Source organism: Chroococcus sp. FPU101 (genome assembly GCF_017312365.1).
Taxonomy (GTDB): Bacteria; Cyanobacteriota; Cyanobacteriia; order Cyanobacteriales; family Microcystaceae; genus Chroococcus.
In genome coordinates this window covers 34,414-57,718 of record NZ_BLJI01000029.1, presented here as the reverse complement: position 1 = coordinate 57,718, position 23,305 = coordinate 34,414, and the positions used below count along the sequence as shown (strand labels likewise).

Here is a 23,305-nt window from a genome sequence, read left to right as displayed (position 1 = left end):
TGACTTTTGCAAGAGGTCTAATATTCAATTTTGAAATTGCGGATGGTGTATAGTAAAATTCTCTAAATTTGTCCACGATTAAATCATCCTTCTCTTTTTGCCAAGAGAGGGATTTTTTTAGACATTTCCTAAAACACCTTGTTTTTGTAAAATTTGTTGCGCTTGCTCATATTCTGCTTCACCCGCAATAATTACTCGATATTGATAGGTTTTGCTTTCATCAATATCATTCGGGTTCGTTTTTGGCGCATTGATTCCGCTAAGACCCCCAATTAAACCAAGACCCGCCGCCCCGACACCACTTCCTAGTAAAATAATTCCGATAGGAGACATCTGAGTCATTCCATCACCTGCATTACCGAACATATAGCTAGGAAGACTAATCAATAATCCTACTAAACCCCCTAAAACAGTTCCTACTAATGCACCACCTGCCGCGCTTTTTTGGGCTTCAGATTGTTCAATATTGACGGTATCGGCTAATAAATAATCTAAACTCACCTGTTGTTCTGATAAACCATTTTCTCTGAGAATTTCGTATGCTCTCTCTGCTGCTTCCTTTTGAGTAAAAGCAAAAATAAAGGTTTGTGATTCGGTGTCAATGTTTTCTATTGCCATTGTTCTCTCTAATTTTGTTTGAACAGCCTATTTTTAACGATAGAGGGCATCTTTAAAGCGATCACTCTATCTAAAGTTAGGAGATTAAGGCATAATTTGAGCTAAACTGACCCATCACAGAGTAAAATAGGTATTTAGTCCAGTTTACAAACTGTCCATGACCCCCTAGCAATAATTATAGATTGTGTTTATACTATGAATTGAGATAAAAAAATGTGGTGTGAGGAAAGTAGAAGCAGTTGGAGTCGAAACACGGAAAGACGCCCGACTGCTTCTTCTTATTGAATTAACTGAGTTGGTTGGTTTTTTGACTATAGTGTTTGAGTAAGTCTGTAAAAATCGGTTCTAGTTGTTCTGTATAAGCTTTAGTCGGTTTAATAAAACTTTGAAATTGTATCCAATTTCCTCTAAGTTGATTGAGTAGTGAATGCTTAGAATAAGTAGAGTGAGACGTTGGTTTTGGATAATCTTTATAAAAAACTTTCAACCAAGTGATAATACTGTTGGGTAGTTGATGAGTCAAACGTAAGCTGATTTCATGACTTGAAAGAGATTGGACATAATTTGCTGTTAAATAGGGCCGATAAACTTCGGCTTGAGGTGTCATTTGTTGAATAAATGCTAGACTTAAACCTCTTGCCATTTCTCGAACAGGATTAGCTTTTTGATCCATCACTTCTTGAACTAATGTACTTTGTCCCATCGCACTATTTAGATAACTAATATCCGTCACACTCATATGAGTTGCACCCGCAGCAACTACTAAATATTTTTCTTCTTTCATCTGTTGAAAAGGTTGTAACTGTTGCGAAACAATTGGGGTAATTCCATCTTCAGTCGAGGCTAAAATTAAAGTTGGAATATTGACCGTTGAAAGGTCTTGTGCAAATAAATGTCCGATAATTGGATTAAATGCGATCGCTTGGACAATTCTACGATCTTTTAAATAGATATTTCTATAAGGCAATTCAGCAGCAGCGCATTGCAACCAGTCAGCAGGAGAACGTTCTAAAGAACTAGAATTTTGACAAAACTTACGCAGTTCTTTAGGATTTAAGACCCCTCCCGCTAAAGCTAAAGCAGTATATCCTCCAAAAGAATGTCCGATCATACTCACTTGTTGAGTATTAAATTTACCTTGTAAATATCCTGTTTTTTGATTAATTTTTTCTAATTCATTTAAGACAAAACTAATATCTTTTGGACGATCTATAAATTCCGAAGCGGGGAGAATCTGATTAATTTTCCCACGATAAGAAACTTTAATTAAAGCATTAATATTACTGCCTGGGTGTTCAACTGAAACAACGGTTAGACCATGAGAGACTAAATGATGAGCCAAATATTTCAAAAAACGACGATCAGCCGCGAATCCATGAGACATAATGACCAATGGGCCACGCGGATTAAAACTATAATAAATATCTGCAACAATTTTTCGATTTCTTTCTTGATCTACAAATATTCGAGTATCTTTATATACTTCTTCTGTACCTAGAGAAGCAGGATCAAAGTTATTCGACAATATTCGATTTGGCTTGATTTTTAAATCTTGGGTTAGTCGGGGACTTAATAATTGGTTTTGCCAATAAGATAGATTAATTTGCGTAGTTATTTTAGCGATCGCACTTAAATTAACGGTTAATTCGTCTTGGGGATAAGCTTCTAAAATATTTAAAATACTAAAACTATTAGATTGTTTAATGGTTAAAAAAAGAGTTTTTTTAATCTGCTCAGATGTACTATCGACTAAAACAGAATTAAGTTCTTTAATTAGTTTTTTCCCATCGGGTAAGTTAAATAAATCTTCTAAAAATTGTTGAGCCAGAAAAGCATCCACATGAAATTTCTTTTGTAAACTTTTTTGAACTTCAGAATTTAGAAGATAACCATAGGGTTGTAGATTAGAGGATAATTTTCCCGTCTCCCCAAATTCTTTTAATTCTTCAATAGTAATTGACTTTTCAAAAAGACCCAGTTTTAGATTAATTTTTTGGGCGGCAACGGCGGAAGAAGTGACACAGCTACTTAATAAACAAGAAAGTATTGCAACCTGATCGATTTTTTTGAGCCAATGGAGAGGATAAAAAGCCGAAGATAGCATCATTTTAAGCAATGTAAGAATACGATTATTTTACTGAGTCATAAGATGATTATTCCCGTTTTTTCTAAAAAACTTAACTTGCTCAAATGATTAAGATTGCTCATCACTGCCAGAAATTCAGTACTTAACCCGAATTTTGGTGGGAAAACAGGATCAAAGATAGACGATCAATCGCACATCTTGATTAATCAACTGCAAAAAAACCTTTGGGATAAACAAACGACTAAAATGAAAATAGGTTTAAGAAAAATTACAATATCTAAATCATGGATCAAGCCAGCCTAGCCCATATATCGGCACAACTCGATAGCCCTAACTCAAAAGATCGTCTTTTAGCCTTAGCTTCTTTAAGAGCGGTTCCTGCGGAAGATGCGGTACCTTTGATTAAAAAAGTTCTCTACGATGAAATTCTTCCAGTACGCTCAATGGCGGTTTTTGCATTAGGAGTGAAGCAAACCGAGGAATGCTATCCTATATTAATCAAATTGCTAGAATCTGATCCCGATTATGGAATTAGAGCCGATGCAGCAGGTGCATTAGGCTATTTAGAGGATGGGCGGGCGTTTGAGCCCCTAGTCAGAGCGTTTTATGAAGATACTGAATGGCTAGTGAGATTTAGTGCGGCGGTTTCTTTGGGAAATCTTAAGGATATTCGCGCTAGAGAAGTTTTACTCAAAGCATTAGAGAGCGAAGAAACAGTACTCAAACAAGCAGCGATCGCAGCATTAGGAGAAATCAATGCCGTTGATACTGTTGATGCGTTATTGAAATTTGCGTCTTCAGATGATTGGTTAACCCGCCAACGACTCGCGGAAGCATTAGGATGTTTAGATAGTGAGAAAAGTCTATCTGCTTTAAGATTTCTGGCTAAAGATGAACATTCTCAAGTCAGAGAAGCAGCAGCATTATCAATCGAAAAATTAGAACTTAAACGATTATCGAAAGAAAAAGCAGGCGATGAAATGGCTTAAAATTGAGAAAGGCTAAACATCATCAGATTTAGGTAAACTAGACGATTCATGGACATTAAAGAAATCATAGAACTTTGTGGCGGTAAATGGTTTTCTCAGCGAACGATTTTTCAAACCCATGTAGAGAGCAGTAAATCGGAAATTACGGTAGAGTTTTTAGCATCTGATCATCCTGAAATTATTAAATTATGTCAACAGTATCAGATTCAGCCTGAATTAGCATTAGGCGGCACTAAAGCGAGTTGGGATAATTCTGTAGATTGGGGAAAACCCAAGCAAACAGGCTATACGCTCTTGGTGTGGGTACCTCAAGCTAATGATCCGACAAATGGGCGAATTTTACGATATCTAAGTCAGGGACAGGCTTCGGCTCAAGGACAATACACAATAGGAACGGATGATGCTTTAACTTTAAGTATAGAAGAAGCCAATCTCAAGAGTGAAGAACGACTTTGGTTCGCGAGTCCTAATTTAAGATTACGCACTAGCTTGGTTAAATTATCTAATGGAGCTAGTCAAATGGCTTTTTATTCGGAGATTCGCAAAGTTTCTTAATGGTATAAGCGTGACTTTCTATCAAGATCGCCATCATTCAAGTGTTCGGAAAAGATCGATTATCCTTTTTTAATCTTTAGAAAGGGTTGACGAGACGGGGTTGATCGCTGTATTAGAAGTCAGGAAATCGACTAAATCATCAATAACCCCAGTAAATAAACTTAATACTGGAGCCTTTGAAAACTGGCCGTTTATTAGATAGAATTTGTAAAGTCTTAAATAGTAATGCGCTCAGTAAAGGATTTCCAATATGTCAGCAGCAGCCCCAGTTACAGATTCAAGTTTTAAAGAAGAGGTTTTAGATAGCGAAATTCCTGTTCTGGTGGATTTTTGGGCCCCTTGGTGTGGGCCTTGCCGTATGGTCGCCCCCGTTGTCGATGAAATTTCCGAACAATATGCAGGCCAAATTAAGGTAGTCAAACTCAACACCGACGAAAATCCGAATATTGCAAGTCAATACGGAATTCGCAGTATTCCAACTTTAATGATCTTTAAAGGGGGTCAACGAGTTGATATGGTTGTGGGTGCTGTTCCTAAAACAACTTTAGCGAATACCCTAGAAAAATATCTTTAACGTCAGTTTGGGATAAGGCAACACATAGGTGGGGGCGCGATCGCTAAAAGCAATTCTATCCATTCAGCACCCCCATTCAAAAAGTATTTTTTTTAACTGACTATAAATTTGTAGTATAAAGAGTTACACAAAATTGTCGATCAACAGAATACGCGTTATCCTAAAGAAGATTCTATTTTAGGAACAGGACGTTTTTGGATTCCAACTGAGCTATATTTTCTAGCTTTCTCGATCCACTTCATTTCTAACAGAATCCGTTGAACGATTTGTAGTGTGTATTCTTCGTCTCAAAAATTGTTGATCTTTTCATATGTGTCGATTATTAGGTTATCTTGGTTCGCCGCTTCATCTTGAAAAAATACTCGATAAACCCGAACATTCTTTAATTGTTCAAAGTTATCAACCCCGCGAGATGACTTCAGGTGTAGTTAATGCGGATGGGTTTGGTATCGGTTGGTATCATCCGACTCTTGATACTCTTCCTTATGTCTATAAAAATCTTTTGCCGATTTGGAATGATATCAATCTACCTCATTTGAGTCGCTATATTGAATCAGGATGTGTTTTAGCTTACGATCGTAGTGCCACTCCACCTAATCCAGTCGATTTTAGTAATTGTCAGCCATTTAACAAAGATAAAATTTTATTTATCCATAATGGCTTCATTGAAAAGTTTCGTCAAACTTTATATCGTCCGCTTCGGAATGTTTTAAGTGATGAGATTTATCAATTGATTACAGGATCTACAGACTCTGAACACATTTACGGATTGATTCTAAATGAATTGCAAAAAGATTCAAATTTAACTTTAGCTCAGGCATTACAACGAACCATAGTATTTATTGCGGATTTAGCCAAACATCATCAAGTTTCTTTCTCGGCTAATATCATTTTAAGTGATGGAAAACAGTTAGTTGCTTCTCGATATTCTAATCGTCGTCCGACTCCTACGTTATATTGGTTAAAAAATGATCCCATGTATCCAAATGGGGCTTTTATTGCCTCAGAACCGATGTTCCAAGGTGATTGGAATCGGTGTTCTGAAGATAGCATGATTACAATAGGGGAAAATCTTGACGTTAGCATCAGTTCAATTTTTGAAAGAATCACTGTTTAATGATTTGCAAGCTTGCCGCGATCGCACTTCAAAACTTTTAGCAACTATACCAAGTGAGCTTTTCTTTTTACAAATCCATCCAGATTTTAGTCCGATGGGTTGGCATTTTGCCCATATTGCTTACACTGAGGCATTCTGGATTTTAGAAAAACTTGCTCATCATCCTTCTTTATTTCCCCAATATCGTCGCTTATTTGCTGCTGATGGTTTACCGAAATCTGAACGGCAAAAACTTCCCTCGATTGAATTTGTTCAAGACTATTTAGAGATAGTGCGGAGTAAGGTTTTATATTATCTAGAAACTGCTCCTTTAGCCAATCAAATTCGTCTCTGGAAATGGCTAATTCAGCATGAAAGTCAACATAATGAAACAATTTGTTATCTTTTACAACTAGCTGAGCCAAAGGGGAGTTATCCGAAAGCGAAAAGTCATCCAATCCCAAATTTAGGGGAAATGGTTAAAATTGCAGCAGGTGAGTTCATTGTCGGCAATGAAGGGATAGAGGCACAAGATAATGAACGTTCCTGTTATCTTTTAGATTTAGAAACATATTGGATTGATATTTATCCAGTGACTTGTTCTCAGTACCGAGAATTTATCCTCTCTCAAGGCTATCAAAGAAAAGAATTTTGGTCACCTGACGGATGGCAATGGAAAGAAAATAATTTAATTTCTCAGCCTTTATATTGGAGCGATACTCCCGAGACAGATTATCATCCTGTGTATGGAGTAAGTTGGTATGAAGCGCAAGCCTATGCTAAGTTTGCTCTAAAACGTCTTCCTACAGAAACAGAATGGGAAAAAGCAGCAAGTGGGAATAGTCAGAAACGATCGTATCCTTGGGGAAATCAACACCCCCTAAGCACTCAATGTAACTTTGATACCTTAATTGGACATACCACCCCAGTCAATGCCTATCCAGAGGGTCAAAGTGCCTATGGATGTTATGATTTATTGGGAAATGTTTGGGAATGGACAGATTCTTGGTTCGGTGGATATCCCAATTTTACGCCCTATCCCTATCGAGAATATTCTCAAGTTTATTTTGACAACCAACATCGAGTGTTACGAGGTGGGAGTTGGGTAACTCGTCCTTGGGTACTCCGTAATAGTTTTCGCAATTGGTATTATCCGACAGTACGCGAAATTTTTGCAGGTTTTCGCTGTGCCAAGTCAGAAGATTAAAAGATCTCGGCTGCCATTGCTTCTTTGAGGAGTTCTAATCCTTTTTTAACTCTTCTCGAAACGGTGACGACGCTAATTCCAAGTTGTTCGGCGGTTTCTTTTTGGGTTAAATCTTGAAGGAAGACAAATTCTAGGATACAACGAGTACGGTCTTCTAGTTGACTTAAAGCTTGTTGTAAACGGATGCGATCGTCTTGGGATAGCTGAAAACTTTTACACTTGGGATCAGCAACAAGATCTCCTAAACAGACATTTCCATCATCTTCATTGCCAACGGAAACATCTAAACTAATGGGTTCTCTATTTTGGAATGCAAGTTTAATATCTTGCCATTCTTTAATGGAAATTTCTAAAACATGAGCAATTTCAGGATCGCTAGGCTGACGATTATATTTTATTTGATAATGTCGACGGATGTTCATTGCTTGGCGACCAAGTTCTTGCCAGCGTCGCGGAATACGCACAGAATAACCTTTATCTCTTAAATAGTGTTGAATTTCGCCACGAATATAAGGAATTGCAAAAGAACTAAAAGCATGACCTTTTTCTGTGCTAAAGCGTTCAATTGCTCGAAGTAGTCCTAAACTGCCGACCTGCAATAAATCTTCATAGTTTTCGTTACACTGAGTTGTCCAATGATGCGCTTCTCGTCTCACTAATCCAAAATTCAATTCTAGAATACGATTTCGCAGTTTGGTTTTCCCGTACTTTTTGTAGTCTTGGAATAACTTTAATGTTTCGATTTTGAGGTTTTCTGGTGCTAGGACAGTCATAGCTCAATTCATCAGGTTTGGCTATTGGCTGTAAGTTTCTAAACTATGAAGTTTTTTAAATAATTAAACTAGCGATAATTAGTTACTACAGCCTTGGAATGTCTCTAGATTAGGTTTTCGATGAGGTTCTGCACAACGACAGTTATACGACATTTTTAAGTTAAGAAAAAATCAATGATCCGTATAAACATGGAGCATTTAATGTTTAGCAAACCTTAAATTTAAATCTTGACAAATTTAATTTTTAAAAGTGATAGAAATTACATTAAAATCGTGATCACTATCACTGAATTTATTGAAATTGGTTGACTCAGAAAAGGTAGATCGGACACAATATTAATTAGGTCGTTTCTTCCTGTTGCTACCCACTTCACATTCTAATGACGGACTCTAATCACTATCAAACGCTAGAAATCGAGCAAAATGCCACTCAACAAGAAATTAAAGACGCTTATCGACGGTTAGCTAAACAGTTTCATCCCGACAGCCAAGGATCTCAAGCTAGTCATGAGAGAATTATCGAAATTAATGCCGCTTATGAAGTTTTAGGCGATCCAAAACATCGTCAAGTCTATGATCATCAAATCCATCAAACTGATGATTATGTTGTCGCAACTCAACGTCAGCAACGTACAGCCGAAGCACAAAGAGAATATCAAAGATATCGAGAAGCGCAACAAGATACAGAATTTGCTATCAATCAGTGGTATCAAAGAATTTATATCCCGCTAAATCGACTCATTAGCCAAATTATCAACCCACTTCAATCCAAGATTGATGATCTATCGGCTGATCCCTTTGATGATGAGTTGATGGAACAGTTTCAAGCTTATATCGAAAGGTGTCGGACTCGTCTAAGCCAAGCCAAACAACTTTTTTCCTCACAACCCAACCCGTCTAAACTGGCGAAAGCAGCGTCTCAATTTTATTATTGTCTAAATCAAATTGGCGATGGGATTGATGAGTTAGAACGCTTTACCCTGAGTTATGACGATCGCGCTTTACATACAGGACAAGAATTATTTAGAATTGCTTCTCGATTGAAACGAGAGGCACAACACGCTACCTTGAAGTATTATTCTTATTAACGGGCTGAGTATGACCAGAAAGCGTTTTATTATTGAAATGGGCATGGGCATTGATCAACATGGTCAAGATCCAACAGTAGCCGCAGCAAGGGCGGTACGAAATGCCATTGCTCACAATGCTTTACCTGGGGTTTGGGAAGTCGCGGGGTTATCTCATCCGAATGAAATGATCGTCGAGGTACAAGTCGCAGTTCCTTATCCTGAATTGGTGCGCCATGATGAAGTTTTAGCGGTTTTACCCTTTGGTCAAAAAAGTCTGACGGTGGAATTGGGTGGTATGATTGTCCATGGGATCGCAATTCCTGAGCTTGATGATAAAAATGATGAGATGATTATTGCTAATGCGGCTGTTACAGTAATTATTGAAAAAACTTGACCGCGTCCTCTATAGTGAGGGTATATTAATCATCACAAGCCTAATCAGATTTACGGATACTCGTGTCAATTTCTCGGAAAGCCATTTATCTGAAAGTCATCGGTACACTGCCCTACAAGAGCCGTGTCTGCGATGACCGCCCAGCCGCGGTTAATCCATCGGTAGCACGTCAATTTCGGCACGTGGTTAAACTCCTTGCTCAAAAACGAACCCGTAAACGATTAACTTGGTTCGGAATGGCGATCGCTATTCTCTTCATGTTAGCGTGGAACTGGAAATTAATTCTTTCGACTGGTTCTGGCATCAGTTTGATGTGGTTAGTTTATGCGGGTTTAGGTTTAAATTGGCGAAAACAATGGACGCGCTGGCAACCTTTTTTTAAGGGATCTCAAGGTCAACTCACTATAGCAGTCGGAAGTGGTAGTATTGCGGCTTTATCTACTTATTTGGTGGCTTCAATTTGGGCTGATGCCGAAAATCGTTGGTTAGCGACAGGTGCTATTTTACAAGGTGTGGTTACTCTCTCAACTCTAGGTCTTGTGTTGTGGCAAATGTTTGCGACTCATGAACAAGATGAGAAAACGAGATTTGAGTCATGGTTGTTTGAGTTAACGGCGCAAGATTCCCTTAAACGATTAATTGCAGTACGACAATTAACGGAACTGGTGAATCAAGGTAATTTACCTTTAAGTTATCAACAGCAACTCAATGAGTATTTTCGCTTGATGTTAACCAAAGAACAAGATGAAACGGTACGAGATGCTTTACTTAAAAGTCTTGGACAATGGAATTCTCAACCCTATGATCAAGTTCTTCGCCAACCTCTTCAAATTCCTGTTACAATGAAGCGTTCCTATAACACCGTTTATCGGCAGATCTAAGATTATTAAAATTTGTTACATTATTAGGTGTTGTTTTTACTTAAGGAATTTCTGTCTAGCACAATAGGTTATTAAGGTTGTTGTTTACTCAGGTTTTTATTGCTGAAATAAAGGTTGTTTTTAGGGCAACTTAAGAGCAGTTCAGTCAGTCTTCTAATCAGTTTTCTCTTTGATTGTTGTGATAATTATTACAGCAACGGCTTGTTCTGGGTCACCAAAAATGAGAAAGCTATGATGATTTCATGACTTTAAGCCGAGCATTGGTTAAAGCAATCTTATAAGACAGATGCAGCAGAAACAAAAATGGTGAAAACTTGATATATGAAGAAAAAAAATGCTTCAATTGAAAAAAATATTGCTAACTTAGAGATAGCCAAATCTCCAAGCTCAGTAAACAAATGTACTAACCTAGGAGACAATTCAGCAATTATGATCGTTCAGGGTTTTCTATTAGCTTAGAAATCAATGAGCAGATAGCTCTATTTTTAGAGCAAGATTGAGAATTGTTTTTCATTAGGAAATACTACTCAATCAAGACAGGATATTATGGATAGATTTGCTTTAAATGAAAGATTGGTTGGCAATAATTGCATCAAGCTATGGAAATTTAACCAAAAATCTTTCCCCATTTGCTGTAATCAAAGCTACAATCAGATAGGTCTTAGGGTTTAATCAGTAAGACCACTGACTTATCTAATTCATGGTATCAACATTATTTAATCAAATTAATCTTCTAGTTAAAGCAGGATAAGGAGTAAGAGGAAAACGGCATGACGCAGGCCAACGATGTACTCGCCACTATGACTGAACCTCAGATGATGGACTGGGATTTCATTGATGAAGGCATTGATGAAATAGATGCAATGGACGACGAACTAGAAGACGTGGGTGAAGCAGACGGTAAAAAAACTCGTAAGCTGACTGCTACCCGTCGTCGTGAACAAGGTCGAAGAAAGCCCTATACTGAGGATTCAATTCGGATTTACTTACAAGAAATCGGTCGAATTCGGCTACTCAGGGCTGAAGAAGAAATCGAACTCGCTCGAAAAATTGCCGATTTACTGGAGTTAGAACGACTTTTTGAACAACTCAGAAAGCGGTTAGGGCGTTTCCCAAGTGATCAGGAATGGGCGCAAGCAGTGGGAATGGAATACCCGACGTTTAAGCGTCGTCTGTATCTGGGACGAAAGGCTAAAGATAAGATGGTTCAGTCAAACCTGCGTCTAGTCGTTTCCATTGCTAAAAAATATATGAATCGTGGCTTATCCTTTCAAGATTTAATTCAAGAAGGATCGTTAGGTTTGATTCGGGCGGCGGAAAAATTCGATCATGAAAAGGGTTATAAGTTCTCGACTTATGCGACTTGGTGGATTCGTCAGGCGATTACAAGAGCGATAGCGGATCAATCTCGTACAATTCGTTTACCCGTTCACCTCTACGAAACCATTTCACGGATCAAGAAAACTACTAAAATTCTCTCACAAGAGATGCGTCGTAAGCCCACCGAAGAAGAAATTGCGACGAAAATGGAAATGACGATCGAGAAATTACGGTTTATTGCTAAATCAGCACAATTACCGATTTCTCTAGAAACGCCCATTGGTAAAGAAGAAGATTCTCGCTTAGGGGATTTTATCGAAGCAGATGGCGAAACCCCTGAAGATGAAGTTTCAAAAAATCTGCTGCGCGAAGATCTCGAAAACGTTTTAGATACTTTATCTCCTAGAGAACGGGATGTATTGCGATTGCGTTATGGTCTAGATGATGGACGAATGAAAACTTTAGAGGAAATTGGACAAATTTTCAATGTTACTCGTGAAAGGATTCGTCAAATTGAAGCAAAAGCATTACGGAAACTGCGTCATCCGAATCGGAATAGCATTTTAAAAGAGTACATTCGTTAGTTGGATTAGATATTAAAGAAGCTAGGTTCAGGTGACCTAGCTTTTTTTTGGGCTTTTTTTTAGATAAGAATTCTAATACCGATCATTACCGTTATAGGAATTAGACTGTATTTTCCTTTGACCCTTGGATCAGTAATTGAATACCCAGTAAAATTAAACCCAGAGTAACAAAGATAAAGATAAAGGTTGCTAAGGAAGAAAGTCCCATCACTAAGGTACGAACGGCTGTTGCTATTCTAAACGCGAGTTGACTATCGGCAGTGACGGGTTTAGTCGCAAAGGTCGTGATAATCGCAGAAGTTAGATAGTATAAAAAGAAAGTTAACCCACCTGAGATGACAGCCCCTGTAAAACAGCGTAAAGGCGTAACTTTTTCGTTTTCTTCAACAGGTTTAACTTTTTTTTCGATAGGGGTAACTTTAGGTTCGGTTGATGAGGTTGGTTCAGTCATAATAATCACCTTTAAGATTGAATAGAAATACCTGTATTAACTAATTGTGCGATCCAAATCCCTAAATTTGCATCTGGAATAGCTTCAAAGACGCTTTTTTGAATTTGTTTTGCTTGTTCAAAAGATTCACACAAGGTAAAAACAGAAGGGCCGGAACCCGACATCATGGTACCTAACCCTCCCATACGCTGCATCGTCTCCCGTAATTGTGCAACATTAGGATATTCAGGTAATACAACTTTTTCTAAATCATTGTGTAATAGTTGTCCGATTTTAGCATTCTCCTTATGGATGATCGCACTCACTAAGGGGCCCGAATGAACCTGTTTTGTTCGTTGGTCAATTCCTTGACGAGAGCGAGTATAAGTATCATAGAACTGTTGGCGATAGGTTTGATAAGCCCATGCAGTTGATACCGCTAAGTTATTATATTTGGCTAGGACTAACCAAAAATTTTCTAGAGGTTGAATTGAACCAAGTTTCTCACCGCGTCCTGTAGCGATCGCAGTTCCTCCCGATAAACAGAATGGTACATCTGAACCTAATTGAGCCGCCAGTGTTTGTAATTCATGGTGAGTTAAACCCAATTTCCAGATTAGATCAATTCCTACTAATACCGCAGCAGCATTCGCCGAACCACCTGCTAACCCCGCCGCCACTGGAATATTTTTTTCAATGGTAATATCAACGCCACCATAATTCGCAAAGTGTTGGGGGAATTGTTGTCGCATTAATTGGGCCGCTTTATAGGCAAGGTTGGTTTGATCACTGGGGACTTGTTCATGTTGGCAAAAAATGCGAAATTGTTCGCGTCCGTTGGGATGAAGTTTTATACGATCGCATAAACTAATACTTTGGAGAATCATCACCAATTCATGAAAGCCATCGGGACGATCGCCAATAATCTCTAAATATAGATTGATTTTTGCTGGGGCGAGTAGGGTATAACTATGTTGCATGATCTATCAAAATTGACGAGAGAGCGATCCATTGATCTAAACTGAGTTCTTCGGCCCGACATTGAGGATTTATTTCTAATTGTTCCAGTATTTGGGACAGATGATCACCGTCGATGATTCCTTTTAAATTATTTCGTAACATTTTACGGCGATTGGCGAAACCCAAATTAATCAGATTTTCTAGCTTTTTGGGATTCGATACATTGGGTGGAGTTGGTTGGGGACGAAGACGAATGACGGCTGAATCGACTTTTGGCGGTGGATAAAAAGCTTTTGCTGGAACATCAGTGATCCATTCACAAGATGCTAAATATTGGGTCTTGACAGATAGACTATTATATGCTTTAGTGGACGGTTTTGCAGCGAGTCGTTCGGCGACTTCTTTCTGGATCAATAAAACGATTGTCTGGTAAGGGTTTGCTGCGGGGTTGCCGACGGTGCCGAGTAACTTTTCTAAGATTGGGCTAGTAATATTGTAGGGAATACTGGCGACGACTTTATTCGGATGGGCAAATTTTGGGAAAGCATTTAGTAGAGAGTCGAGATCGAGAGTAAGGATATCACCCTCTAGAAGTAGAAAGTTTTCTTGGTTGCCGAAGGTTTTTATTAATTTTGGACAGAGATCTCGATCAATTTCTACTGCGACAACAACACCCGCCGACTGGAGTAATTGACGGGTTAAAATACCAGTACCGGGGCCAATTTCTAAAATACGATCGCCCTCTTTAAGTTCAGCCGCTTCTATAATCTGATTAAGAGCATCTTCACTTTTTAACCAATGTTGACCGAATTGTTTTCGGGGTCTTGTCTTCATTTATTGACTAACGATACCTAAAATGGCTAATACCGTATTGATTAAATAGAATACACCAACGATCTGAGTTTCCGCCCAGCCACTTAATTCTAAATGATGGTGTAGCGGTGCCATCTTCAATAAACGCTTTCCTATACCATTTTCGTCTTTCGTGGCTTTATAGTAGCTGACTTGGGCAATTACGGAAAGAGATTCAACAAAAAAGATCCCACTGACGAGAAATAAACCCCATAAGTTTTGACCGAGAATTCCCACAGCAGCTAACGCACCACCTAACGCTAGAGATCCTGTATCACCCATAAATACTTTAGCAGGGTTGCGGTTATGGAGAACAAAACCAAGACAACCCCCACTTAAACAAGCACAGAATAGAGTTAAATTCGGTGCAGTGGGTGCCACCATAATTCCTAATCCTAACAAAGCGATCGCGATTGTACCACCTGCCAGACCATCCACCCCATCAGTAAGGTTGGTTGCATTACTTTCAGCGACTAAAACAAAACCAGCTAAGACCCAGAATAATAAACCTAAAGAAAGAACGATCCCAGCAGGTAATTGAATTTGGGTAATACTATTATCTTGGGTGAATAACGCCCAAATACAGAATAAAACTGCACCAGTTATCTGTAAAATCAACTTCATGCGGGGGGAGATTCCTTTATTCGACTGTTGGCGTAAAATTTGCCAATCATCTACTCCACCTATTGCCAAATAAGCTAGAGTCAGTAAAGAAACTGCCACTACTTGCGGATCAAATTTCGACCAAATTAAAGCCACTAAAACCGCAACAGGAACAAAAAAAATACCACCCATCGTGGGGGTACCTGCTTTTTTTAGGTGACTTTGGGGCCCATCTTCGCGGATAACTTGTCCTGCTTTGAGTTGCCGTAGCCAAGGAATCACCCCAAACCCTACCATACCACTTAAAATAGCACAAACTCCAAGTGGTAATAATAGAGAAGGAGAAAGAACAATAGCCAACAGCAACAGCAGTACAGTTAAAAGAACTAATAAGCTTGTACCTGTTGGTTGTTTAAGACTGGTTGCTGAAAAAGAGATGAAGTCCACAACTTACCCACACGCTAATTTTATGCAGCTTATTAGATGATGATCTCACGAAATAGGTTTCACAAATGAATCGTTATATAGTGAATAGTGAACACATAACCGATTACTATTTTCTATAGAGCATCTTCATCAATGACAACTTCATCGTCATCGTCATCGATATCTATATCATAAGTATCATCACTATCCATAAATTCAGACAGTTCTAGTTCATCTTCTGGAATAAGTTCGCGTTCTTCTTTTTCTCGTGGAATCAAACGGCCAGTTCTTTCTAACCATTCTATAATCGAGGAATCTTTATTTACTGGAATGACACGCGCTGGTTCGTAACGCGGTTCTTGACGTAAAGACGGATTTTGCATTGTGTTAGATAACTTTAAAAATTAGTCTAATTTGGGTTGTCCCTTTTTGAGTGTATCAGTCTCGCTCGGTTTTCGGGGGGATAGAAAAAAAAGAAACTTTAAAAAATTTCCTGTTCAGGGTCAAAATTGAGCATGATAGAACTAGATAGGCTATTCATCAAGGTGACTCATGAAAGAAAAAGCCAAATTACTAGAAATCATTGCAGGAAGAAACCGAGGTTTACTTTCATCTGAAGCAGATAAAGTTCGAGTTCTCACCGCAGTTGAACAACTCGAAGATCATAACCCGACTCCTAACCCTGTTCTGGCAATAGATTTACTCGATGGAGACTGGCGATTACTCTATACTACCAGTCGCGGGATTCTGGGTTTAGATAATATTCCCTTACTCCAATTGGGTCAGATCTACCAGTGTATTAGAGTGAATGAAGCTAAACTTTATAATATTGCTGAAATTGTTGGGGTTCCTTTTTTAGAGGGAATAGTCAGTGTTGCGGCACAATTTGAACCCGTTAGCGATCGTCGTGTTAATGTCAAGTTTGAGCGTTCTATTATTGGGTTACAACGTCTCATCGGTTATCGTACACCCAGTCAACTGATTCAAGATATCGAAAGTGGTAAAAAATTCCTTCCTGTAGATTTTAGTATACAAAACCGAGATCAACAGGGTTGGTTAGAAATTACTTATCTCGATCAAGATTTACGCATTGGTCGCGGAAATGAAGGCAATATCTTTATTTTAGCGAAGGAAAAATCTTAGAATGACAACAACGATCAATATTGGAACATTAATCGTCAAAACCCCCGATACTTGTGGGGGTCGTCCTACAATAGCAAATAGAAGGCTATCTGTACAACAAATTGCTGTCTTACACACAAGAGAAAAACTGTCACTCCTATGAAATCATAAAAGAATACGATGGGTTAACTAAGCGCAGAAGTACACGCAGTTTTAGCCTATTATTATGCTAATACAGAAGAAATAGAAACTTATTTAGCTGAAGAAAAAGCTGAATATGATCGTGTAGTAGCTGAATATCGGAAAAATCAACAACTGTGAACATCCGTTGATATTTAGATGAAGATTCTAGTAGAGAAGAGTTAATACAAGCTTTGAGACAAGCGAACTTTGATGTTCTCACTACCTCCGAAGCTAATAAGTTACGTTCTCCTGCTCTTAAACAATTAATTTAGGCTACACAACAAGAGCAAGTCATCTATACTTATAACATGGGTGATTTTTGTCGATTACATGGCATCTATATGGCACAAGACTTAATCCCTCAAGAATAATTGTAGCGGAACGACAAACTTATACAGTTGGGGAACAGTTACGCGGTTTGTTAAAAGTAGCGTTTATATTATTCCGCAGAATCCATACAAAATCAGTTAGTCTTGATCAGTAGCTATATTCTTTACGGTGAGAATTTTATTTAAAAATATTACAGTTATTAAAATTTATTTAATAATATGTATAAATTAATCTGTTATGAATAATATTCAGATCAAAGGAATTGATAGTACTCTAAGTCAAGTTGTCTTTGAGAATATACAGAATCTAAAGCAGGAGCTTAATTCTATTCTCATTAGAGCCGATCAAATTTTAATTGAAAATCTTATTGATGAAACCAAATTTCGGCTAGAACAAGCTCAAGATAACTCAAAAACGTATCAAGAAAGATATCTGATTTTCAATCGATTAACAGAGTCTTGGTTTGAGTTGTGGAAGCAATCCAAGGATCTACCTGATGCTCTTAATCTGATCATAATAATTGATCATATAACCAGTTACTTAACAGCTTATTCTTATTTATTTATTAGTCTCTATCTGATCAACGAAGACAAAACAGGTGAATATCAAAAAGATCTTGAAAGAATTGTTTCAGGTTTTCTGCTGCTCTCTGAGATTATTGATGTTTTTATTGTTTTCTTCTCCATTTCAGAATTAAAGCGAATTTATGATGGCTCTAAAAATGCCTTTTCTGTCTCTACTCGTAGTGTATCAGAATATTTTGAGAATCGTAAAACATCAAATCTGGTCACTCAGCTTAGAGCATATAGTAGTCTTATTATATTAAATATTGAAGATTATATCAACAAGGAAGAAATAACTCGAGAAACTGAATCTACACAGCTTAAAAATAAAGTAGAAATTGATTCATCTTCTAAGCCTTGGTGGGAACAAATCACTGGAACATTTGCAAATAACACAGTTTATGATGAAGCGATGCAGTTAGGACGCGAGTATCGTGACTTACCTCAGCCACATTCTACAGAGTCATTGGATGTATAAATGTATATCCTTGATACTGATCATCTTAGTATTTTAGAGCGCGGTGGAATCAAGACTCAACGATTGATTCAGAGATTGACGAATGTCAATTCTACTCAAGTAGTGACAAGCATTATTAGTTACGAGGAACAAATGCGGGGATGGCTAAGTTATATAGCAGGAGCCAAAAATATTGAACAAGAGGTTGAAGCTTATAAGCAAATTAAGCAACAACTCACGAATTACTGCTTAATCCCTATTCTTGAATTTGATCAGCAGGCTGCTCAAGAGTTTCTACGTCTGAGAAAAATGTATCCACGACTTGGTAAAATGGATTTAAAAATTGCGTCTATTGCAATGATAAACAAAGCAGTTTTATTAACGCGAAACAGTAAAGATTTTGGACAAATTGCAGGTTTATCTACTGAAGATTGGACATAGAAGAAACAAGCTTTTATGAAGTAATACAAATGTTGTTATTTGCTTGCTTTAATACTGAGCTTACTTAACCTGAGTTTTGCTTAAGTATTGCCCCTAAAGGGTTGCGCTATTTCTACAAAGACCGCCTACTTTGTAATTGTAGCTTGCCTACTTCAGTCTGTAAGCTCTCTCGTTATCCAAAACTCAGGTTAATTAGAATAGGTCATCATCGTAATCTGAAGATCCCTAGTAAAGTAGAAGAGAAAACCTATACAGAGTAAGGTAATGCAGCAAGGTAGTTTAGTCGACATAGAAATCACCGATCTAAATCATACGGGTGAAGGGGTAGGAAGATTTGATGGACAAGTGATCTTTGTTCCTGATACAGTAATAGGCGATCATATTTCTGCAAGAATTCTTCATCTCAAACGACACCACGCAGAAGGAAAAATCCAAAAAATCATTAAAGCTTCCCCTTATCGTATTCGTCCCCGTTGTATCGTAGCCGATAAATGTGGTGGCTGTCAGTGGCATCAGATCGATGATCACTATCAAAGTCAAATTAAACACTATCAAGTTATCGAAACTCTCAAACGAATTGGAGGGTTTAGCGACATCGAAACTTCATCCATTCTCACAGGTACATCTTCTCTCGGTTATCGCAATAAAGCAACCTATCCATTAGGACAATCAACCAATGGTAATATCCAAACAGGTTATTATCGTCGTCAGAGTCATCAAATTGTTAATCTGAATCAATGTCCTGTACAAGACCCTGATCTTAATCCACTTTTAGCAGAGATTAAACAAGATATTCAAGCCAGAGGATGGACAATCTATAATGAAACAACCCATCAAGGACAATTACGACATCTTGCGTTAAGAATTGGACGAAAAACGCGAGAAATCTTATTAACGCTTATTACTACTGATACACAATTATCGGGGATAGAAGAACAAGCAGACATCTGGTTACAACGTTATTCTAATTTGGTCGGTGTCACTTTAAACTACAATCCCAAGAAAACGAATGTTATTTTTGGAGATAAAACCCATACGATCGCAGGTCTTCCCTATTTAAGAGAAAATTTTGCTGGACTCACCTATCATTTACGTCCTGATACCTTCTTTCAAGTTAATACCGAAGCCGCCGAAGCACTTTTAGGAGTGATTTTAGAAAAATTAGCTTTAAATGGCTCTGAACGGATTTTAGATGCGTACTGTGGAATTGGTACATTTACGCTACCCTTGGCACAACATGCTAAAGAAGCAGTGGGAATAGAAATGCAAAAAAGCGCAATCGAACAAGCCAAAGAAAACGCTAAACTAAATGGAATCGATAATGTTTCTTTTTTTGCGGGAACTGTCGAAACGATTTTACCCCAGATCCAAGAGCAGTTTGATATTGTTATTTTAGATCCTCCCCGTAAAGGATGCGATCATACTGTTTTAGATGCACTTCTCTCTTTACAACCGTCTCGTATTGTTTATGTGAGTTGTCAAGCAGCAACTCTAGCACGAGATCTAAAATATTTATGTCAAGAGGGAAAATACCAATTAACCTTTGTTCAACCTGCTGACTTTTTCCCACAAACTCCCCATGTTGAATGTGTCGCTTTTCTGAGTTTGGTTTATGCTTAGATTTTGTCTTGTATTGCTTTCTCTAGCTGTTCAATTAAGGTAGTAAATTATTCTGCACTGTTTCCCAAACAATATCAAAATTAATCCCATAGTAAGCATGAACTAATCGATTTCTCATCCCAATCATTTCATTCCAAAGTATTGTAGGATGTCTGTTTCGACATTCTACAGAAATTTTACTGACCGCTTCTCCAATTATTTCTAAATCTTTAACCACTGCTAACGCTAACATTCGTTCTCTAGTTAAATGTTCTTTTATTTTACCTGCCATAAAATCTAAAATTTCTTCGGCAGCATCTTTCATGTGATACAAACGACTTAAATCATCAACAATGCTCATAAATGACTTTTGCCTCAGTTAGAACTCTATCTCGAAAGTAATGACTTAATTCTTGAGGCGTTCTTAAATCTATTTTGCGTCCATTAATCAGATCAGACAATTCTTGTTCCATACGAGCTAATGTAAAAAAACTCGGTGTTTTATTGGGTTCAAACTCAACTAAAAAATCTATATCACTTTGAGTCGTAAAATCTTCTCGCAATACAGAACCAAACAGCGACAGTTTCCGAATGTGGTAGTGTTGACAAAACTTAATGATTTGTTCTTGAGGAATTTTGATCGGTAAAGTTGTCATGAGTGAGAAATTAGTCTAAGAATTATCACTAATAAAAGGCAATAAGTCATACCCTTGACGAATATCTAAAAGAGAGCGTTCAAGTAGAGGTTCAAATTCTAAAAAAGGGACTCGGTTTTTGCGTTGACGAGTTTTAAACCAAAATGTTATTAACTTTGGAATGAGTGGAGGAATAACTTTAAGGACTTCTCTATAAAGCCAGAATACCCCTTTTTCCTTGATCATGTCATCATACATCACATCTACGGCAGGTGTATTTCTCATTTCACGAAATTTTTTAAAGGTACATTCACTCGTCCACCAAAATAAAGGTAGTATTTTTAGCTCATCATACATCCCTGTATCACAACCATAAATAACATGACCAACATCATGAGCCAGCAAAATTTTAGCAAATTCGGGTGGTTGAGTGTTTGGAGGAGTTAAATGAGGGTTCAGTGCATAATATTCTTCAAGACCTTCCCGTAGAGTTTGAGTGCTGTTTCTTTCCATGTAGTGAGGACGAGGTAGCTTGCTCATGTTTTTCAAAACGATACTGTCTTTAGTAAATTATAGAGGAAATTACCGAATAACTTTTGCTCAACCTGCTAATTGTTTTTCGCAAACTCCCAATGTTGAATGTGTTGCTTTTTTTGAAAAAATAGAATAAGACTTTTCGTAAAAATTATACAATGAGAAAATTTTTATTAGCTGGTTCGATTTTTTGTTTGGTACTGGGACAAAATGTTATGTCTTTTGCTGCTGAACCTTCTCCACCTACTCAAACCGAAAAATGTCCAAAACAGACATCAAAAGTAACCATTTTAGATTATGGGACAGAACCAAGGCAACAACTCCGTTTTACTCCAGTAGTGGGTGACAAACAAACCATCAAATTAAAAATAATGATGGGTACAAATACATCAGAAGATCAACAATCTCGCTCAAATGATTTTAATTACAATATAGAAATAACTGTGGATACAACCGTTAAAAAAATAGAGTCTAATGGTGATATTCATTTAAGTTATATTTATTCTGGAATTACTGCATCAATGAGCAATTCAAATACTTCCGCTAGGGATATCAGTTCTAATCTAGCTCAAGTTATCGCTTCTGGTGCAACATTAATTATTGCTCCACAAGGCAATGTAAAAAAAACGTATGATTATATTTTTCCAGAGAAAGTCTCTCCAGAACTTAAACAAATCATGATGAATGAATCATTAAATTATTTTAATCAATTTTCTTCTCCTTTACCTTCACAAGCAGTTGGTGTTGGTGCTAAATGGAAAATTAATCAAATAATTCCAATGATGTATATTTTATCTAAACCCAATCAAACCATTATTTATGAACTAAAAGTAAAAGAAAGACAGGATAATGTATTGAATTTAGGAATTACTCTAGAACAACAAATAGACACTCAAGAGTATAAAAATTCTAGTAATAATTCAACATCAGTTCAAATAACGACAACTACAACTCAGGGCAATGGACAAGCTACAATTAATTTAAACCAAATGTTACCCATTATTTCTACAGCTTTTCTTGAATCTAAAACAATTATGGAAACGCGATTATCGAAAATGAATGAAGTAAGATTAAATCATTATAACTGGTCACTGAAGATTACCATTGAGTCTCAGTAATTTGAGCTAAAAAATCTTGAATACGTCGCCATATTTGCTCAAATAAATTATCAGAATTGACATCAAACCATTCAATTTCAGGATAAGCACGAAACCAAGTTCGCTGACGTTTAGCAAACTGACGAGTATGTAAAATGGTTAGTTCTTTTGCTTCATTTAAGGTAATTTCATTTTGTAAATATTGCTTGACTTCTGCATAACCTAATGTATCTAGTAAAGGTAAATTCCATTCATATTTTTTAGCTAAATATTCCACTTCTTCAACTAATCCTAGTTTGACCATTTTATCCGTTCTAACTTCAATTCTTTTTTGTAATTGTTCTAAATCGCATTCTAAACCAATTTGTAAAATAGGATAGTTTGGGGGATATTCTCCTTGTTGTTCAGAAATCGGTTTTCCTGTCACATAATAAACTTCTAATGCTCTTAAGGTTCGAGTTTGATCATTTGGATGAATTTTTTTTGTAGCAATTGGATCAACTTGAGATAAAAACGCATAAAGTTGATTTTGACCTAATGATTCTAACTGCGATCGCAATTCATAATTAGGCGAAACTCTCGGTATTTTTAAACCCCTTGTAATTGATTTGATATATAAACCTGTACCACCGACTAATAATAAAGGTACTGTATTTATCTTAGGTGAATTAATTAAACTTTGAGCTTGTTCTTGATAGTCTGCTAAAGTTAATATCTGTGTAGGATGACAAATATCAATTAAATAATGTGGAACTAATTCTAATTCTTCTTGAAAAGGTTTAGCCGTACCAATATTAAATTCTCGATAAACTAAACGAGAATCCGCACTTAAAATAACTGTATTTAATTTTTGTGCTAATTCTATCGCTAATCCTGTTTTTCCTGTAGCGGTTGCGCCACAAATAACAATTAATATCGGTGACATT

At 37.2% G+C, this 23,305-nt stretch carries 27 protein-coding genes; 15 read left to right on the top strand and 12 right to left on the bottom strand.

What is annotated here, in order from left to right; all coding sequences use genetic code 11:
• Positions 1-117 precede the first annotated feature (117 nt).
• Together CFPU101_RS19455 and CFPU101_RS19450 are read right to left on the bottom strand one after the other, a co-directional pair.
• The gene (locus CFPU101_RS19455) at positions 118-618 is read right to left on the bottom strand and encodes a hypothetical protein (RefSeq protein ID WP_206816984.1); all 501 of its coding nucleotides are present in this window, start codon (positions 616-618) and stop codon (positions 118-120) included.
• 286 nt (positions 619-904) lie between these two features.
• Positions 905-2,725, bottom strand: coding sequence for an alpha/beta hydrolase (locus tag CFPU101_RS19450; protein WP_206816983.1), 1,821 nt, complete (start codon positions 2,723-2,725; stop codon positions 905-907).
• 263 nt (positions 2,726-2,988) lie between these two features.
• On the opposite strand from CFPU101_RS19450, the gene CFPU101_RS19445 reads away from it, so the two are divergent.
• The 5 genes from CFPU101_RS19445 to CFPU101_RS19425 all read left to right on the top strand — a co-directional run bounded on the left by CFPU101_RS19445 (position 2,989) and on the right by CFPU101_RS19425 (position 7,125).
• Positions 2,989-3,693 carry a HEAT repeat domain-containing protein gene (locus CFPU101_RS19445; protein ID WP_206816982.1) on the top strand — a complete coding sequence of 235 codons (705 nt, stop codon included), beginning with the start codon at positions 2,989-2,991 and terminating at the stop codon, positions 3,691-3,693.
• Between the two features lie 48 nt (positions 3,694-3,741).
• Positions 3,742-4,248 (top strand): phycobiliprotein lyase, encoded by a 507-nt coding sequence (locus CFPU101_RS19440; RefSeq protein ID WP_206816981.1) that lies wholly within the window; start codon positions 3,742-3,744, stop codon positions 4,246-4,248.
• A gap of 250 nt (positions 4,249-4,498) precedes the next feature.
• Positions 4,499-4,822 (top strand): thioredoxin, encoded by a 324-nt coding sequence (gene trxA, locus CFPU101_RS19435; protein WP_206816980.1) that lies wholly within the window; start codon positions 4,499-4,501, stop codon positions 4,820-4,822.
• Positions 4,823-5,132: 310 nt separating this feature from the next.
• Positions 5,133-5,939 carry an ergothioneine biosynthesis protein EgtC gene (egtC, locus tag CFPU101_RS19430; RefSeq protein WP_206816979.1) on the top strand — a complete coding sequence of 269 codons (807 nt, stop codon included), beginning with the start codon at positions 5,133-5,135 and terminating at the stop codon, positions 5,937-5,939.
• Positions 5,896-7,125: an SUMF1/EgtB/PvdO family nonheme iron enzyme gene (locus tag CFPU101_RS19425; RefSeq protein WP_242578112.1), complete on the top strand. Its 1,230-nt coding sequence runs from the start codon at positions 5,896-5,898 to the stop codon at positions 7,123-7,125. Before egtC ends, CFPU101_RS19425 begins: the two co-directional genes overlap by 44 nt.
• Here the strand turns inward: CFPU101_RS19425 and CFPU101_RS19420 are convergent.
• Positions 7,122-7,898: an RNA polymerase sigma factor SigF gene (locus CFPU101_RS19420; protein ID WP_206816978.1), complete on the bottom strand. Its 777-nt coding sequence runs from the start codon at positions 7,896-7,898 to the stop codon at positions 7,122-7,124. The genes CFPU101_RS19425 and CFPU101_RS19420 overlap by 4 nt on opposite strands.
• A 380-nt stretch (positions 7,899-8,278) precedes the next feature.
• Here CFPU101_RS19420 and CFPU101_RS19415 point away from each other — a divergent pair, with 380 nt between their 5' ends.
• The 4 genes from CFPU101_RS19415 to rpoD all read left to right on the top strand — a co-directional run bounded on the left by CFPU101_RS19415 (position 8,279) and on the right by rpoD (position 12,147).
• Positions 8,279-8,986: a J domain-containing protein gene (locus tag CFPU101_RS19415; protein WP_206816977.1), complete on the top strand. Its 708-nt coding sequence runs from the start codon at positions 8,279-8,281 to the stop codon at positions 8,984-8,986.
• Positions 8,987-8,996: 10 nt separating this feature from the next.
• Positions 8,997-9,362, top strand: a complete 366-nt coding sequence (locus tag CFPU101_RS19410; protein WP_206816976.1) for a Lin0512 family protein — start codon at positions 8,997-8,999, stop codon at positions 9,360-9,362.
• Positions 9,363-9,424: 62 nt separating this feature from the next.
• Positions 9,425-10,243: an ATP synthase subunit I gene (locus tag CFPU101_RS19405; RefSeq protein WP_206816975.1), complete on the top strand. Its 819-nt coding sequence runs from the start codon at positions 9,425-9,427 to the stop codon at positions 10,241-10,243.
• Between the two features lie 770 nt (positions 10,244-11,013).
• Positions 11,014-12,147 (top strand): RNA polymerase sigma factor RpoD, encoded by a 1,134-nt coding sequence (gene rpoD, locus CFPU101_RS19400; RefSeq protein ID WP_206816974.1) that lies wholly within the window; start codon positions 11,014-11,016, stop codon positions 12,145-12,147.
• A gap of 100 nt (positions 12,148-12,247) precedes the next feature.
• On the opposite strand, the gene CFPU101_RS19395 is transcribed toward rpoD, so the two are convergent.
• The 5 genes from CFPU101_RS19395 to CFPU101_RS19375 form a co-directional block, all read right to left on the bottom strand.
• Positions 12,248-12,598 (bottom strand): DUF3082 domain-containing protein, encoded by a 351-nt coding sequence (locus CFPU101_RS19395; RefSeq protein WP_206816973.1) that lies wholly within the window; start codon positions 12,596-12,598, stop codon positions 12,248-12,250.
• 11 nt (positions 12,599-12,609) lie between these two features.
• Complete coding sequence (gene ispE, locus CFPU101_RS19390) at positions 12,610-13,557, bottom strand: 4-(cytidine 5'-diphospho)-2-C-methyl-D-erythritol kinase (RefSeq protein WP_206816972.1); 948 nt, start codon at positions 13,555-13,557, stop codon at positions 12,610-12,612.
• Positions 13,547-14,371, bottom strand: a complete 825-nt coding sequence (gene rsmA, locus CFPU101_RS19385) for a 16S rRNA (adenine(1518)-N(6)/adenine(1519)-N(6))-dimethyltransferase RsmA (RefSeq protein ID WP_206816971.1) — start codon at positions 14,369-14,371, stop codon at positions 13,547-13,549. The genes ispE and rsmA overlap by 11 nt, the downstream gene beginning before the upstream one ends.
• The gene (gene mraY, locus CFPU101_RS19380; protein ID WP_206816970.1) at positions 14,372-15,439 is read right to left on the bottom strand and encodes a phospho-N-acetylmuramoyl-pentapeptide-transferase; all 1,068 of its coding nucleotides are present in this window, start codon (positions 15,437-15,439) and stop codon (positions 14,372-14,374) included.
• A gap of 113 nt (positions 15,440-15,552) precedes the next feature.
• Positions 15,553-15,801 (bottom strand): DUF3134 domain-containing protein, encoded by a 249-nt coding sequence (locus CFPU101_RS19375; RefSeq protein WP_206816969.1) that lies wholly within the window; start codon positions 15,799-15,801, stop codon positions 15,553-15,555.
• A 169-nt stretch (positions 15,802-15,970) separates the two neighbouring features.
• On the opposite strand from CFPU101_RS19375, the gene CFPU101_RS19370 reads away from it, so the two are divergent.
• From CFPU101_RS19370 to rlmD, 5 genes are all read left to right on the top strand, one after another.
• Positions 15,971-16,561 carry a PAP/fibrillin family protein gene (locus CFPU101_RS19370; RefSeq protein ID WP_206816968.1) on the top strand — a complete coding sequence of 197 codons (591 nt, stop codon included), beginning with the start codon at positions 15,971-15,973 and terminating at the stop codon, positions 16,559-16,561.
• A 1-nt stretch (position 16,562) separates the two neighbouring features.
• Entirely contained in the window at positions 16,563-16,703 is a 141-nt protein-coding gene (locus tag CFPU101_RS25710; RefSeq protein WP_242578109.1) for a DUF433 domain-containing protein, read from the top strand.
• A 587-nt stretch (positions 16,704-17,290) separates the two neighbouring features.
• Positions 17,291-18,094 carry a hypothetical protein gene (locus tag CFPU101_RS25705; protein WP_242578107.1) on the top strand — a complete coding sequence of 268 codons (804 nt, stop codon included), beginning with the start codon at positions 17,291-17,293 and terminating at the stop codon, positions 18,092-18,094.
• Positions 18,095-18,514, top strand: a complete 420-nt coding sequence (locus CFPU101_RS19355; protein WP_206816967.1) for a type II toxin-antitoxin system VapC family toxin — start codon at positions 18,095-18,097, stop codon at positions 18,512-18,514.
• A gap of 264 nt (positions 18,515-18,778) precedes the next feature.
• Positions 18,779-20,134, top strand: coding sequence for a 23S rRNA (uracil(1939)-C(5))-methyltransferase RlmD (gene rlmD, locus CFPU101_RS19350; RefSeq protein WP_206816966.1), 1,356 nt, complete (start codon positions 18,779-18,781; stop codon positions 20,132-20,134).
• Positions 20,135-20,168: 34 nt separating this feature from the next.
• Here the strand turns inward: rlmD and CFPU101_RS19345 are convergent, their stop codons facing one another.
• From CFPU101_RS19345 to CFPU101_RS19335, 3 genes are read right to left on the bottom strand one after another with little or no spacing between them, the layout of a single operon-like run.
• The gene (locus CFPU101_RS19345) at positions 20,169-20,474 is read right to left on the bottom strand and encodes a DUF86 domain-containing protein (RefSeq protein ID WP_206816965.1); all 306 of its coding nucleotides are present in this window, start codon (positions 20,472-20,474) and stop codon (positions 20,169-20,171) included.
• A complete protein-coding gene (locus CFPU101_RS19340; RefSeq protein WP_206816964.1) occupies positions 20,461-20,769 on the bottom strand; it encodes a nucleotidyltransferase family protein in 309 nt (102 codons plus the stop codon). Before CFPU101_RS19340 ends, CFPU101_RS19345 begins: the two co-directional genes overlap by 14 nt.
• A gap of 15 nt (positions 20,770-20,784) precedes the next feature.
• Positions 20,785-21,288: a hypothetical protein gene (locus CFPU101_RS19335; RefSeq protein WP_206816963.1), complete on the bottom strand. Its 504-nt coding sequence runs from the start codon at positions 21,286-21,288 to the stop codon at positions 20,785-20,787.
• A 209-nt stretch (positions 21,289-21,497) separates the two neighbouring features.
• Here CFPU101_RS19335 and CFPU101_RS19330 point away from each other — a divergent pair, with 209 nt between their 5' ends.
• Positions 21,498-22,400 carry a hypothetical protein gene (locus tag CFPU101_RS19330; RefSeq protein WP_206816962.1) on the top strand — a complete coding sequence of 301 codons (903 nt, stop codon included), beginning with the start codon at positions 21,498-21,500 and terminating at the stop codon, positions 22,398-22,400.
• On the opposite strand, the gene miaA is transcribed toward CFPU101_RS19330, so the two are convergent.
• Positions 22,381-23,304: a tRNA (adenosine(37)-N6)-dimethylallyltransferase MiaA gene (gene miaA, locus CFPU101_RS19325; RefSeq protein WP_206816961.1), complete on the bottom strand. Its 924-nt coding sequence runs from the start codon at positions 23,302-23,304 to the stop codon at positions 22,381-22,383. The genes CFPU101_RS19330 and miaA overlap by 20 nt on opposite strands.
• Between the last annotated feature and the right edge of the window lies 1 nt (position 23,305).

Bases quoted from the DNA above. Each gene is read 5' to 3' on its own strand.
- CFPU101_RS19455 (WP_206816984.1), bottom strand. From the start codon at position 618: ATGGCAATAGAAAACATTGACACCGAATCACAAACCTTTATTTTTGCT.
- CFPU101_RS19450 (WP_206816983.1), bottom strand. From the start codon at position 2,725: ATGATGCTATCTTCGGCTTTTTATCCTCTCCATTGGCTCAAAAAAATC.
- CFPU101_RS19445 (WP_206816982.1), top strand. From the start codon at position 2,989: ATGGATCAAGCCAGCCTAGCCCATATATCGGCACAACTCGATAGCCCT.
- CFPU101_RS19440 (WP_206816981.1), top strand. From the start codon at position 3,742: ATGGACATTAAAGAAATCATAGAACTTTGTGGCGGTAAATGGTTTTCT.
- trxA (WP_206816980.1), top strand. From the start codon at position 4,499: ATGTCAGCAGCAGCCCCAGTTACAGATTCAAGTTTTAAAGAAGAGGTT.
- egtC (WP_206816979.1), top strand. From the start codon at position 5,133: ATGTGTCGATTATTAGGTTATCTTGGTTCGCCGCTTCATCTTGAAAAA.
- CFPU101_RS19420 (WP_206816978.1), bottom strand. From the start codon at position 7,898: ATGACTGTCCTAGCACCAGAAAACCTCAAAATCGAAACATTAAAGTTA.
- CFPU101_RS19415 (WP_206816977.1), top strand. From the start codon at position 8,279: ATGACGGACTCTAATCACTATCAAACGCTAGAAATCGAGCAAAATGCC.
- CFPU101_RS19410 (WP_206816976.1), top strand. From the start codon at position 8,997: ATGACCAGAAAGCGTTTTATTATTGAAATGGGCATGGGCATTGATCAA.
- rpoD (WP_206816974.1), top strand. From the start codon at position 11,014: ATGACGCAGGCCAACGATGTACTCGCCACTATGACTGAACCTCAGATG.
- CFPU101_RS19395 (WP_206816973.1), bottom strand. From the start codon at position 12,598: ATGACTGAACCAACCTCATCAACCGAACCTAAAGTTACCCCTATCGAA.
- ispE (WP_206816972.1), bottom strand. From the start codon at position 13,557: ATGCAACATAGTTATACCCTACTCGCCCCAGCAAAAATCAATCTATAT.
- rsmA (WP_206816971.1), bottom strand. From the start codon at position 14,371: ATGAAGACAAGACCCCGAAAACAATTCGGTCAACATTGGTTAAAAAGT.
- CFPU101_RS19375 (WP_206816969.1), bottom strand. From the start codon at position 15,801: ATGCAAAATCCGTCTTTACGTCAAGAACCGCGTTACGAACCAGCGCGT.
- CFPU101_RS19370 (WP_206816968.1), top strand. From the start codon at position 15,971: ATGAAAGAAAAAGCCAAATTACTAGAAATCATTGCAGGAAGAAACCGA.
- CFPU101_RS25710 (WP_242578109.1), top strand. From the start codon at position 16,563: ATGACAACAACGATCAATATTGGAACATTAATCGTCAAAACCCCCGAT.
- CFPU101_RS25705 (WP_242578107.1), top strand. From the start codon at position 17,291: ATGAATAATATTCAGATCAAAGGAATTGATAGTACTCTAAGTCAAGTT.
- CFPU101_RS19355 (WP_206816967.1), top strand. From the start codon at position 18,095: ATGTATATCCTTGATACTGATCATCTTAGTATTTTAGAGCGCGGTGGA.
- rlmD (WP_206816966.1), top strand. From the start codon at position 18,779: ATGCAGCAAGGTAGTTTAGTCGACATAGAAATCACCGATCTAAATCAT.
- CFPU101_RS19345 (WP_206816965.1), bottom strand. From the start codon at position 20,474: ATGAGCATTGTTGATGATTTAAGTCGTTTGTATCACATGAAAGATGCT.
- CFPU101_RS19340 (WP_206816964.1), bottom strand. From the start codon at position 20,769: ATGACAACTTTACCGATCAAAATTCCTCAAGAACAAATCATTAAGTTT.
- CFPU101_RS19335 (WP_206816963.1), bottom strand. From the start codon at position 21,288: ATGAGCAAGCTACCTCGTCCTCACTACATGGAAAGAAACAGCACTCAA.
- CFPU101_RS19330 (WP_206816962.1), top strand. From the start codon at position 21,498: ATGTCTTTTGCTGCTGAACCTTCTCCACCTACTCAAACCGAAAAATGT.
- miaA (WP_206816961.1), bottom strand. From the start codon at position 23,304: ATGTCACCGATATTAATTGTTATTTGTGGCGCAACCGCTACAGGAAAA.